This is a genomic window from Moraxella sp. CTOTU47724 (assembly GCF_032014955.1).
GTDB classification, from domain to species: Bacteria; Pseudomonadota; Gammaproteobacteria; order Pseudomonadales; family Moraxellaceae; genus Faucicola; species Faucicola tetraodonis.
Genome location: NZ_DALZSV010000059.1, coordinates 1 through 13,002, shown reverse-complemented (window position 1 = coordinate 13,002; position 13,002 = coordinate 1). Strand labels below are relative to the sequence as shown.

At 44.1% G+C, this 13,002-nt stretch carries 11 protein-coding genes and 1 pseudogene; 7 read left to right on the top strand and 5 right to left on the bottom strand.

The window, feature by feature from the left end:
• Nucleotides 1–86: 86 nt before the first annotated feature.
• The 3 genes from guaB to pdxH all read left to right on the top strand — a co-directional run bounded on the left by guaB (nucleotide 87) and on the right by pdxH (nucleotide 3,794).
• The gene (guaB, locus tag RTR63_RS10070; protein WP_282840998.1) at nucleotides 87–1,553 is read left to right on the top strand and encodes an IMP dehydrogenase; all 1,467 of its coding nucleotides are present in this window, start codon (nucleotides 87–89) and stop codon (nucleotides 1,551–1,553) included.
• 200 nt (nucleotides 1,554–1,753) lie between these two features.
• Nucleotides 1,754–3,109, top strand: coding sequence for a phosphoglucosamine mutase (gene glmM, locus RTR63_RS10065; RefSeq protein WP_312524049.1), 1,356 nt, complete (start codon nucleotides 1,754–1,756; stop codon nucleotides 3,107–3,109).
• A gap of 25 nt (nucleotides 3,110–3,134) precedes the next feature.
• Nucleotides 3,135–3,794: a pyridoxamine 5'-phosphate oxidase gene (gene pdxH, locus RTR63_RS10060; RefSeq protein ID WP_312524047.1), complete on the top strand. Its 660-nt coding sequence runs from the start codon at nucleotides 3,135–3,137 to the stop codon at nucleotides 3,792–3,794.
• 57 nt (nucleotides 3,795–3,851) lie between these two features.
• On the opposite strand, the gene RTR63_RS10055 is transcribed toward pdxH, so the two are convergent.
• Entirely contained in the window at nucleotides 3,852–4,571 is a 720-nt protein-coding gene (locus RTR63_RS10055; RefSeq protein WP_101963670.1) for a Bax inhibitor-1/YccA family protein, read from the bottom strand.
• 201 nt (nucleotides 4,572–4,772) lie between these two features.
• On the opposite strand from RTR63_RS10055, the gene RTR63_RS10050 reads away from it, so the two are divergent.
• Nucleotides 4,773–5,705, top strand: coding sequence for an NAD(+) kinase (locus RTR63_RS10050; RefSeq protein ID WP_050324375.1), 933 nt, complete (start codon nucleotides 4,773–4,775; stop codon nucleotides 5,703–5,705).
• Nucleotides 5,706–5,754: 49 nt separating this feature from the next.
• Here RTR63_RS10050 and RTR63_RS10045 read toward each other — a convergent pair whose 3' ends face one another.
• Nucleotides 5,755–7,098, bottom strand: coding sequence for a lytic murein transglycosylase (locus RTR63_RS10045; RefSeq protein ID WP_312524045.1), 1,344 nt, complete (start codon nucleotides 7,096–7,098; stop codon nucleotides 5,755–5,757).
• Between the two features lie 254 nt (nucleotides 7,099–7,352).
• On the opposite strand from RTR63_RS10045, the gene ppnP reads away from it, so the two are divergent.
• Entirely contained in the window at nucleotides 7,353–7,640 is a 288-nt protein-coding gene (ppnP, locus tag RTR63_RS10040; RefSeq protein ID WP_036597446.1) for a pyrimidine/purine nucleoside phosphorylase, read from the top strand.
• 67 nt (nucleotides 7,641–7,707) lie between these two features.
• Here the strand turns inward: ppnP and RTR63_RS10035 are convergent, their stop codons facing one another.
• Both RTR63_RS10035 and RTR63_RS10030 read right to left on the bottom strand, forming a co-directional pair.
• Nucleotides 7,708–8,688, bottom strand: coding sequence for a pirin family protein (locus RTR63_RS10035; protein ID WP_312524044.1), 981 nt, complete (start codon nucleotides 8,686–8,688; stop codon nucleotides 7,708–7,710).
• Between the two features lie 156 nt (nucleotides 8,689–8,844).
• A complete protein-coding gene (locus tag RTR63_RS10030) occupies nucleotides 8,845–10,800 on the bottom strand; it encodes an ATP-binding cassette domain-containing protein (protein WP_312524043.1) in 1,956 nt (651 codons plus the stop codon).
• A gap of 104 nt (nucleotides 10,801–10,904) precedes the next feature.
• Between RTR63_RS10030 and RTR63_RS10025 the strand changes: the two genes are divergently transcribed.
• Nucleotides 10,905–11,180 carry a SlyX family protein gene (locus RTR63_RS10025; RefSeq protein ID WP_228288376.1) on the top strand — a complete coding sequence of 92 codons (276 nt, stop codon included), beginning with the start codon at nucleotides 10,905–10,907 and terminating at the stop codon, nucleotides 11,178–11,180.
• A 362-nt stretch (nucleotides 11,181–11,542) separates the two neighbouring features.
• Nucleotides 11,543–12,706: a PilT/PilU family type 4a pilus ATPase gene (locus RTR63_RS10020; protein ID WP_284033968.1), complete on the top strand. Its 1,164-nt coding sequence runs from the start codon at nucleotides 11,543–11,545 to the stop codon at nucleotides 12,704–12,706.
• A 114-nt stretch (nucleotides 12,707–12,820) separates the two neighbouring features.
• Here the strand turns inward: RTR63_RS10020 and RTR63_RS10015 are convergent.
• Nucleotides 12,821–13,002: pseudogene (locus RTR63_RS10015) on the bottom strand (3-deoxy-7-phosphoheptulonate synthase); the annotation flags it as partial.

Below are 13,002 nucleotides of genomic sequence, written 5' to 3'. Positions count from 1 at the left end.
CTTTTGCGGTTTTTTGGCTGTCAAATTTTTCACCACGACAAAATTTTAATTACTATTTAACTACGCTTAACTACTCCGAGGTCTTTATGTTACGAATCGTTGATGAAGCACTTACCTTTGATGATGTGCTGCTACTACCTGCTTATTCTGAAGTCTTGCCTAAGATGGTAGATTTAAAAACCCGTTTGACACGCGGTATTGAGCTAAACTTACCCATCGTATCTGCTGCGATGGATACTGTGACTGAATCGCAAATGGCGATTACCATTGCTCAGCTTGGCGGTATGGGTATTTTGCACAAAAACATGGACATTGATTTACAAGCCATGCAAGTACGCCGGGTGAAAAAATTTGAAGCCGGTACGGTTGTTGATCCTATCAGTGTATCACCCGATACCAGTGTGGGAGAACTGCTCCGTATCACCAAAGAAAACAAAATCAGCGGTGTGCCTGTGGTAGAAGGTAACCAAGTGGTCGGTATCGTCACTCACCGTGATATCCGTTTTGAAAACAACCTAAGCCAGCCTGTTCGCAATATCATGACCCCAAAAGAAAAATTGGTGACAGTCAAAGAAGGCGAGCCTACAGAGAATATCAAACGTTTGCTACACGAACACCGCATCGAAAAAGTGATTGTTGTGGACGACAATTTTCAATTAAAAGGCTTGATTACTGTCAATGATTTCACCAAAGCTGAAAACAACCCAAATGCTTGCCGCGATAGCAAAGGTCGCTTACGTGTTGGCGCGGCAGTAGGTACGGGGGCGGACACAGAAGCCCGCGTTGAAGCGCTCATCGCTGCCGATGTCGACGTGATTGTCGTAGATACCGCACATGGTCATTCAAAAGGCGTCATTGATCGCGTGGCTTGGGTGAAAAAGAACTATCCAAACATCCAAGTGATTGGCGGTAATATCGCCACTGCTGATGCGGCACTCGTGTTGCGTGATGCGGGTGCCGATGCGGTCAAAGTGGGTATCGGTCCGGGCTCTATCTGTACCACGCGTATCATCGCAGGTATCGGCGTGCCGCAAATTTCAGCGATTAGCAACGTGGCTGATGCGCTAAAAAATGATATTCCACTGATAGCCGATGGTGGTATCCGTTTTTCAGGCGATATGGCAAAAGCGTTAGCAGCGGGTGCCTCTTGTATCATGGTGGGTTCTTTACTTGCAGGTACCGAAGAAGCGCCAGGGGAAGTGGAGCTATTCCAAGGTCGCTACTACAAAGCCTACCGTGGTATGGGTTCGCTAGGTGCGATGTCAGGACAAAATGGTTCATCTGATCGTTATTTCCAAGACGCCAAAGAAGGGGTAGAAAAATTGGTACCTGAAGGTATCGAAGGTCGCGTCCCTTACAAAGGTCCAATGAATGGTATCATCAACCAATTAGCCGGTGGCTTACGTTCGTCAATGGGTTACACAGGCTGTGCCAATATTGAAGAAATGCGTAGCAAACCACAATTTGTGCGTGTGACTTCGGCCGGCATGAAAGAATCTCACGTACATGACGTACAAATCACCAAAGAAGCCCCTAATTACCGTGTAAACTAAGTGATAGGTTGATTGCGCTAAAACTGGGTTAACTACCCAGTTTTTTTATAGCCCAATTTATTGCCCAAAGTTTTTATAGCCTAAAGTAACGTGTTGCGCCATCACCCATAAAAACAAACAGATGTCGCAACATGCGTGAAATTTTGCTATGCTAAAATTTTATATTGTGATAACAACAATGGGCGATAAAGGAGAATTAAATGAGTTATTTTGGTACTGATGGTATTCGTGGTAAGTTTGGGGAATTTCCGATACATCCGCAGTTTTTAATCAAATTAGGCTATGCCACGGGTAAAGTGCTGCTAGCCAACCAAGCAGCCCCGAATGAAAATCATCGTCCCAATGTCGTCATTGGTAAAGATACACGGCTTTCTGGCTATGTTATTGAAGCCTGTCTGCAAGCAGGGTTTAACGCCGCAGGCGTAGATGTACATATGCTAGGCACTATTCCAACTCCTGCCATCGCGCATTTGACCCGAAGTTTTCACGCTGATGCGGGCGTAGTGATATCCGCATCCCACAATCCGTTTTATGACAACGGTATCAAATTTTTCTCCAATGAAGGCAAAAAGCTGTCAGATGACATTCAGCAAGCCATCAATGAAAAAATTGATGAAATCAAAGATATCAATGTCGTCATTGACACTCCAGAAGCGCTAGGCAAAAGTTATCGTGTGGAGGATGCCAAAGGTCGCTATATCGAGTTTTGTAAGGGCACTTTCCCCTACAACCTAAATTTAAATGCCCTAAAAATTGTCGTTGACTGTGCCAATGGCGCAGGATACAGCGTCGCACCCCGTGTATTACGTGAGTTAGGTGCTAGCGTAATTGCCATTGGCGATAAACCCGATGGCATTAATATCAACGACAATGTCGGCTCTACCCATCCGGCAAACTTGCAACAAGCGGTGCTTGACCATGATGCCCAAGTGGGTATTGCTTTAGATGGCGATGGCGACCGTATCATCATGGTCAACGAAAAAGGCGAGTTGGTTGATGGTGACGGCATCTTATATATTTTAGCCACCCAAGCAGAGCAACAAGTCGATGGCGTGGTAGGTACCTTGATGACCAACATGGGTCTGCAATTAGCGTTTGATAAAGCGGGCATTGCCTTTGAGCGCGCCAAAGTTGGCGACCGCTATGTCATGCAAGGGCTTGAGAAAAATCGCTGGGTACTGGGCGGTGAGTCATCGGGTCATATTTTAACGCTAGATAAAGCCAGTACGGGCGATGCCATTGTGGCAGGTCTACAAGTGCTTGCGGTGATGGCGCAGAGCAAACAATCATTATCAGAGCTGATGAAGGGTTATACCCAGCTCCCACAAAAATTGGTCAATGTCAGATTGGCGCAAAAACAAGATCCCTATACCTTCCCAGAATTGGCAAATGCGTTTAAAGCTGCCGAAGAAAAATTGACAGGACGGGGTCGTTTACTGATTCGTCAATCAGGTACAGAGCCATTAATTCGGGTGATGGTCGAAAGCGATGATGAGATTGAGTGCGATATGCTAGCCAATGAACTTGCTGAAAAAGTACGCCAAGTGATGGCGTAAAGTTGACATTTCATAAGGATAAAAAATGAGTATTGATTTTACCAGTCAACGATTATCGTATGAACAAGGCGAGCTTATCGAATCACACTTGCCGGAGCAGCCGTTTGGCTTGCTACAAACTTGGGTGCAGCAAGCGATTGATAGCAAGCAAGGAGAAGCGTATGCGTTTTCACTGGCGACTTGTGGACGTGATAGGCAGCCAAGTGTGCGCACTTTACTGATGCGTGAAATTATCCAATTGGATAACACGGGCATTGGCCTCGTGTTTTATACCAATTACGACAGTGCCAAAGGCTGTGATTTGGCGACCAACCCCAATGCTGAAGCATTATTTTTTTGGCCGAGCCTAGAAAGACAAATCCGTCTTACCGGCGCTGTGCAAAAAGTTAGCCGTGAACAATCCGCGCAGTATTTTCATAGCCGTCCCCGCGACAGCCAACTAGCTGCTTGGGTCAGCGAGCCACAAAGCAGCGTGGTTGCCAGCCGCGAGGTAATGGAAGACAAATTTGCCCAATTAACTGTGCAGTATGAGGGCAACCCAATCCCTTTACCAGAATTTTGGGGTGGCTATCTGCTGACGGTAGAGAAAATCGAATTTTGGCAGGGTAGAGCCAATCGTATGCACGACCGCATCGTCTATTCGCTAGATGGCGACCAATGGGTGATGGAACGTTTATTACCTTAAACTGCAAGCCATAAAAAAACACGGTATTTTAAACCGTGTTTTTTTATTTGATAAAAATTAGTTTTGCAGTGAACGTAGTAAACGTACAAATTCAATATACATCCATACCAGTGTTGATAAGATACCAACGCTTAAGACCCATTCATAGCTTTCATCCACCCCTGCGGCATAGGCTCGCTCAACACTGTCAAAATCTAATAACAAGCTCAGTGATGCAATCACAATCACCAGCAAGCTAAAACCAATAGCCACCACGCCACCGCTAAACAAATATGGCAGTGAGCTACCAAAGAGGCTAAACCCGATTTGTACCAGATACACCAGCATGATAGCAATCACAGCCGACATCATCACAGAACGAAATTTTTGGGTGACTTTAATCACGCCACTGCGATAAAGCGCTAGCATTACGGCAGCGGTTACAAAAGTTGCGACTAGAGCAGTCGGGGCAACCGTGGGAAACTTAATACTCGCAAACAGGGAAATCGCGCCAATCACGATGCCCTCTAAAATGGCATAGGGAATTGCCAATGTTTTAGCTATGTGGGGTTTTGAGATAATTACCATACTCAATACAAAAGCCACCAAGATACTGGCTAAAGCCGCTACACTAACAAAACCTGAAGTGACGCCAGTAGCTAAGCAATAGCCAAAAAATCCAACACCCGATAAGGTCGTCAAACCTAACAGAAAAGAGGTTTTTCGGATGACCCCTTTGACCGTCATCGGTGTCGTACTAACCGCAAGTTCAGCGCGAGATATAATCGGATTTGCCATAAAAATTTGCTCCCAAGCGTTAAAAAATTTCAAAATTTAGCTATATGTTAATTACCTTAAATTAGCAAATAGCAATGAGTTTGTATACATTAACTGCACAACGAAGGTTAGCAATTTTGTAATATAAAATACTGATTGGGCATAACGTGAGCCAGTAAGCTGTGATAAAATAGTTCAATCTTTATCAGTTAATTTTCTGCTATGACGTCCACACTTATTCCCAATCCTGCCTTTGGGCGTATCGGCATTATGGGTCGTGCCAACAAGCCAAGTGTCATTCAAAGTATCTACCAAATTTGTGACTTTTTTCATGAGCAAGGGTTGCCTTTATTAATTGACCATCAAACGGCACGGTTGCCGGCATTAGATTTTGCACGCCTAGGCGAGATTGCTACGATTGAGCGTAGTTTGCTCGGCGGTGCTTGTGATTTGGTCATTGTGGTCGGTGGTGATGGCTCGCTGCTACATGCGGCGCAAGTACTCGTCAAACACAAAGTGCCAGTAGTGGGGGTGAACCGCGGACGTTTAGGGTTTTTAACTGACATTTATCCTGATGATTTAAACGTAAAATTGACCAGTATTTTACAAGGTCATTATCAGCTTGAAGATCGATTCTTGCTAAAGATGGAAATCCGTCAAGGTGCACATGTGATTTATGAAGATATGGCGCTAAATGACATTGTGCTGCATGCAGGCAAGTCAGTGCATATGCTAGATTTTCATTTAAAAATTGATGGGCTTAATGTCTATCGTCAGCACAGTGATGGTCTGATTGCCTCCACACCGACGGGTTCCACCGCTTATGCGCTATCAGGTGGCGGGCCGATTATTCATCCTAGTATGGATGCCATTTGTCTGGTGCCCATGCATCCACATACCTTATCAAGCCGCCCGATTGTGGTCAGCGGCAACAGCGAAATCAAAATCCGCATCCATAAAGATAACCGCACCCAGCCGATGGTGAGTGCAGATGGGAAACCATCGGTGCCGCTTAACCAAAACCAGCGCTTAGTGATTCACAAGCATCCTAACAAACTCACGTTATTACACCCACCTGGGGTGGATTTTTTTGAAGCTTGCCGTACTAAACTGGGTTGGAATAGCTACGCTGAAGAATTTAGTATGGATAATTAAATAAAAAAGCCACCTGAATCATTCGGTGGCTTTTTTATGAAGAAATATATTAATTAATCAGCCCACTTGCCGAGCGTTTTGAGATAAATCCATCTGGGATTTGGTTGTGGTCTGCTTGCCAGCGCTGGAATGCCAATTTGGTATTGGTGCCTACGACGCCATCTGACCCTTTGGTATCATAACCCATTGCCGTCAAACGCTGTTGCAGTTGGCGTACTTCATAAGTAGCAAGTGGCTGCTCATAGCGTGGCCAAGATTGCTGTAAGCCTGGTTGACCGATAATGGCTTTGGCAAGTAAGCTTACCCCCATGGCATAATTCGAGGAGTTATTATAGACCTTAATCGCATCAAAATTTTTGGTTAATAAAATCGCAGGACCCTCTTTACCCGCAGGGAGCCACAATTCTGCCATCGCATCCATGGGCGCATTTGGGGTAATAAATTGAATGCCTAAATTTTGCCAGTCTGCCATGGTTTTTTTGGTACTAACCTGGCGATAATCAAAACCATTTGGTAATCGTACTTCATAGTACGAGCCCATGCCACGCTGCCAGCCGGCATTTTTGAGATAGCTTGCGGTAGAGGCTAACGCATCAGCGGTATGCCAAGGGTTACGATGACCATCACCATTGCCATCTACTGCTTCATCTAGCCAAGTTTTGGGAATAAATTGGGTATGTCCCATCCCACCTGCCCAAGAGCCGCGCAGTTGCGACCAATCAATATCACCACGCTCAAGCAGCGACAACAGCGCTAGTAGCTGATCCTCTGCAAAACTGCGGCGGCGACCATCATATGCCAGGGTCGCTAAACTATTAACCAGTGATGAGTTGCCTGTGCCTTGACCGTAAGAAGATTCCATGCCCCAAATGGCAGTCACAATAGAGGCCGGCACACCATACTGATTTTCAATGCGCTCAAGTAGCGCGCTTTGGCTGGCAAAATTGCGCTGACCGCCACTGACACGACCACTCGATGCGGCACCATCGATATATTCCCAAGGCATTTTGGCAAATTCAGGCTGTCCTTTATCCAGTGACACCACTTGCTCACTGTAGTTGGCGCTTGACAGCAAGCGTTCAACATCAGCACGGGGGTAACCTTTTTGCACAGCCCGTTCAATAAAATCCGATTTCCACTGATAAAAGCTGCTGTATTGATTGGTTGGAACAGTCACAGGTGGCACGGGCGTGACTTTAGGGGGTACTGTAATGACCACAGGGGCAGTCGGCAACGTACCTGGTAATTTTTGGGGTTGGGTCTGAACAGGGGCTGATGAACAAGCTGCCAACAATGCCGCTAAGCTGACAGGCAATGCCAGTTTTTGACCAGCAAAACGATGCGACAAGCAGAGCGATAAAGCGACGATAGACGACGAATATTTAACATACATAAAGCAATAACCTCAATTAATACAAGCCAAATGCGTACAAACATAACAACTGTGGTAAAAAAATTGAATATAGCACAAAAATAGGAAATTTTAATTGTTAAGGAATAATTGATATAAAAATACTACAAAAATTGCGGTAAAAGTATTTGCCAGATTTTGGCAGTTTTGCCAGCGTTTTTTGGAAAATAGGATTGATAATTGGTCAAAAAAGTTTATGATAATCGGTTTATAGTAGCTAATTTTGAGGAGTAACTATGCTAAAAGTCAATCAATATTTTGATGGCAATGTGGCATCAATCGGTTTTCAAACAGCCACCCTACCTGCGACCGTGGGTGTGATGAAAGTAGGCGAATACGAATTTGGCACAAGTCAATTTGAAACCATGACCGTCATTAGCGGGGCTATCTCAGCACTATTGCCAAACCAAACTGACTGGCAAACTTTTAAAGCCAATGAAACCTTTACTGTCGATGCCAACCAAAAATTCAAAGTCAAAATTGACGAAGAAACGGCTTATCTTTGCACCTACCAAGATAAATAATCAAGATAAATAAGTAATAAAAAAGCGATATCAAATCCATGATATCGCTTTTTTTTAGCCGAAAAATTTATTGAATATCGCCAAATTTTCCTGCATTAAAATCTAAGATGGCTTGACGGATTTCGGCTTGGCTATTCATCACAAAGGGTCCGTAACCCACCACCGGCTCATTAATCGGTTCACCACTCATCAGCAAGATTTTCGCTCCCGCTTTGCCCGCCGTTAAGCGTACAAAATCGTCGCCCGTCTCGCCACTTTCAATCTCAAAAGTGATTAATTGATTGGCGTGTGCTTGCTGGTCGTGATCGGCGTTGATGATAACATCGCCTTGCATCGACAATAACAACAAATTGTGAGTGCGAGAAATCGCGACTTCTATGGAGCGATTGGGTTCAATACTGATATCCCACAAGTTAATGGGGGTAAAAGTCGTGCCAATGCCGCGTGCCTTATTGTCACCCTGCTGAGGAGCTTGGGTATTGACAGTAGGGGTAAACTCCCCCGCAATTACCTTAATTTGTCCTGCATGCAGTCCTTCATCATCATGTAGACTGACCACAGGCATGTCATCATTGGCAAGATGTTGGTATTTGGCAGGCGTGGCTTTATCTTTGGCAGGTAGATTGACCCAAAGCTGTACCATGCTAAAATCACCGCCTGCTTGGCTAAATTCAGGGGAGTGAAATTCCTCATGAATCACGCCATTGCCTGCCGTCATCCATTGCACGTCACCTGTCTTAATCGTACCGCCACCGCCACTAGAATCACGGTGAGAGACTTCACCTGCATAGGCGATAGTTACCGTTTCAAACCCTTTATGCGGATGTTGTCCGACACCGCGCGGCGCTTGAGCATTGGGTTCAAAATACTGCGTTGCTGCATAGTCGAGCATTAAAAAAGGATCGGTGCGTTTATCACCCACCATGTGATTGAACATCGGGTTGACATGAAAACCATCACCCACCCAATGGGGGCGTGGGGCAGCATGGATTTTGTCGACTTGTCGGTAAGTTTTATTGCTATTTTGCTTGCTATTTTGCATGGCCATGATTTTTCTCCTTATTGATAGCTATAATATAGGAGCAAAAAGGCTATTTTCAAGTATAAATTACATTATATTGGTTATTGTAAATATTAACTAATATAAAAGATAAAAAAAGCAAGGTTAATTACCAACCTTGCCTTCATAGATTATTTAATGATTTTAATCATCAAGTTCTGACCAGCGCGCCATTTTTTCAAGTAGCAAATCATCAATCTCGTTGAGGCGTTCACTGGCTTGGGTAGCGGCTGCCATATCACTCACAAACCAGCTGCCATCGGCTAATTTGTCTTGAAGTTCAGCTTGCTCTTGCTCGAGTAGCGCGATTTCATCGGGGAGACTATCTAATTCACGCTGTTCTTTGTAGCTCAGTTTTTTCTTCACCGTATCAGTTTTTGGCGCATCAGTGTTAATCACTTCTTTGGGCTTTGCTGCTGTCTTTTCTGATTTGTCTGCTTTGGGTTTAATCGCTTGCTCACGGGATTTTTGCGTCAAATAGTCTTGATAGCCGCCCACATATTCTTTGACAATACCATTGCCATCACTATCTTCATCAAAAACCCAAGTTGATGTTACGACATTGTCCATAAAAGTACGGTCATGGCTAATCAGTAAGATGGTGCCATTAAAGCTATCGACGGCTTCTTCTAACAGCTCTAGGGTTGCCATATCTAAGTCGTTGGTCGGCTCATCAAGTACCAAGATATTTGCAGGTTTTAGTAGTTGTTTGGCTAGCAAAACGCGGTTACGCTCACCGCCTGACAAGGCTTTGACTGGCGTTCTTGCACGTTCTGGGGCAAATAAGAAATCTTGCAAATAGCCGATGATATGTTTCTTTTTACCCGCCACTTCTACAAAATCAGAACCTTCTGCGACGTTTTGTACCACGGTCGCTTCTAGATCAAGTTGGTCACGCAACTGGTCAAGAAAGGCGATTTGTAGATTAGTGCCTAATTTTACTGAGCCAGATTTGGTGATATCAGGCTGTGGAATATCCAAAATCGCATGAATGAGCGTGGATTTGCCGACACCATTTTTACCGATAATACCAATGCGGTCACCACGCATGATGCTGGTGGTAAAATCTTTCACCAAGGTTTTATCGCCATAACCTAGATTGAGATGTTTGACATTGGCAACCAATTTGCCGCTGTTGTCGCCATCGTTCATGCTGATATTAACTTGTCCGACTTGCTCACGGCGGGATTTACGTTCTTCACGCAGCGCCTTTAACGCGCGCACGCGACCTTCATTGCGGGTGCGGCGCGCTTTGATACCTTGACGAATCCACACTTCCTCTTCAGCCAGTTTTTTATCAAAATTGGCATTGGCTTTTTCTTCGGCACTCAGTTGTTGTTCTTTAAGCTCTTGGTAGCGGGCATAGCCTTTATTGACATTGCCTGCTTGCTTGGTGACGTCATAACTGCGTAGAATACCGCGATCAAGCTCGACAATGCGGGTGGCGATTTTGTCAATAAACGAGCGGTCATGCGAGATAAACAGCAGGGTTAATCCTTGCGCGTTTTGCAAAAATTGCTCAAGCCATTCGATACTTTCGACATCCAAATGGTTGGTCGGCTCGTCAAGTAGTAGCACATCAGGTTTGGTAATCAGCGCACGCGCAAGCAGTACACGGCGTTTGCGACCGCCCGATAATTCACTAATATCGGCGTCGCCGTCCAAGTTCATCATGGACAGCATGGTCTGTACTTCGCGGGTCAAGTCCCACCCATGGGCATCATCAATTTTATGCTGCAAATCTGACATCAATTCGCAGGCTTTCATGTCACCACTAGCGCATTTATCACTGGCTTGCTCGTAGGCCGTCAGCCAAGTTGCCACATCGCCTGCACCTGCCATAACGATGTCGCTGACTTTGCCCGACGTTTCTGGAATGTCTTGCTCGAGCATGGCAATTTTCAAATTGCCACTGATTTGGAATTCGCCACTGTCAGCCTTGACTTGACCGCTAATGACCTTAAACAAAGTTGATTTGCCTTCACCATTGCGCCCAATCAAACACACGCGTTCGCCTTGTTCGATATTAAAATCAATACCGTCCAAAATCGGTGCAATACCAAATGCCAAATGAATATCTCGTAAATGAATCAGTGCCATAACTTTCTCAAAGTTTAGTAAAAATGTTTGTATAATAGGAAAATGCGGCTATTGTAGCAGACTTTATGGCAAAAAATTGTGGGGAAATTTATGAGGCATTCTAAATGAGCGAAAAAGATAACCAAAAACAGGCAAGCGGTGACAATGGGTTGGTTAACATGGTAGAAAAATTAACCCAAGAATTGATTGATTTACAAACGCAACTGCTGTTTATGGAAGATACATTGGATAAACTTGATAATATCGTCACCGAGCAAAGCCAGTTGATTGCTGACCAACAACGGCAATTACAGCTACTTTATCAAAAATTGGAAACTCAAACGCAAGGCTCACAAATTCAGCCGTTTGATTTGTTAAGCGATAAACCGCCGCATTACTAATTTTATTGACAAAAATTGAAATTTTTATCAACATGGCAAGCGTTTTATGCGCTATAGACTGCCAATGCCCTAAATAGGAAAAAACTAATGGTAGCTAGTTGCATCTGACTATCAGCAACAACCTCGGCAAGAATTGACCGTGATACATATCAAACGCAAACTGCTTTATCAATGCTTTATCAAGGCGTGCCGTCAAAGATAGGCAAGGATGAGAGGTTAAATGAGTCATTTTTTTAAAGTAAATTTTGTACATGTATCTATAAATTTTCACCAGCATAGCAAATAAGTTTCACAAGTATTTCAAGCAAGCATAGTGCTGTGACCAAATAATCTGCTTTCATTTATTGTTAGGAATATCCTATATGAGTCATAATGAATCTTTAATCAGTGTTGCCGAAGAAACGTTACATGAAGCCAAAACAGTCATGTTTAATATGCTGTCCAAAGTGGTAGAAATCGGTGGTTCTGATTTATTTATCTCAGCGGATTTTCCACCCAGTATTAAATATCACGGGCTCATGAAGCCGCTCAATAAACAACCACTGACGGCTGAAAAAACCAAACTGTTTGCCTATAGTTTGATGAACCAAAAACAGCGCGAAGAATTTGCAACCAATCTTGAGTGTAACTTTGCGATTAATGTGCCCAATGTATCGCGATTTCGGGTTAATGTGTTTCAGCAGCAATTACAAGTCGGTATGGTGATTCGTACTATTACGGCAGAAATACCCAACTTTAAACAGCTGTTGCTACCTGAGCAGCTCAAAAAAATTATCATGGAAAAACGTGGGTTAGTGTTGGTCGTAGGGGGAACGGGGTCAGGTAAATCAACATCGCTGGCGGCAATGATTGACCATCGTAATGAAAACTCCGCAGGTCACATCATCACCGTCGAAGACCCAGTAGAATATGTGCACAAACACAAACAATCTATGATCACCCACCGTGAAGTAGGCGTGGATAGTCATTCATGGCATAACGCACTCAAAAACACCTTGCGCCAAGCGCCTGATGTGATTTTGATTGGTGAAATTCGTGATACTGAAACCATGGAAAACGCCATTGCATTTGCTGAAACAGGTCACTTATGTTTAGGCACTTTGCATGCCAATAATGCCAACCAAACCTTAGATCGTATTATCAACTTTTTTCCAGAGGAGCGTCGTAACCAATTGCTGATGGACTTGTCATCGAATATGAAAGCTATCATTTCGCAGCGTTTGATTCGTACAGAAGATGGTAAAGGTCGTCGGGCAGCGGTAGAAATTATGCTTAATACCCCATTGATGGCGGATTTGATATTAAAGGGTAATTTTCATGAAATTAAAGCGCTGATGACCAAATCTCGGGAATTGGGTATGCAAACCTTTGACCAAGCCTTATTTGATCTATACGATGAAGGCGCCATCTCGTATGATGAAGCAATTCGCAATGCCGACTCTGCCAACGAATTGCGGTTGCAAATCAAACTTAAAAGCCGACGTGGTGAAGGTGGCACGCAAAGTACAAGTGAGTTAAAGCTCTAATAAAAAAACACCCTGTGACTAAACAAGTAACACAGGGCGTTTTAATCAGCTATCTGAACAACTAGAGTCAATTAATAATCAATTACTCATTACTAATCACTTAAAAAATAACAGTTACTCATTCAACTCGCGAGTGGGCAATACATCTTTAATGGCGTCACGTAAATCATGCATCGCTTTGACTGTGGTATCCCAATCGATACAGCCATCGGTAATGGACTTGCCATATTCAAGCTGGCTTAAATCCGCGGTCAAATCTTGACGACCGCCTTTGAGATGACTTTCAACCATCATCC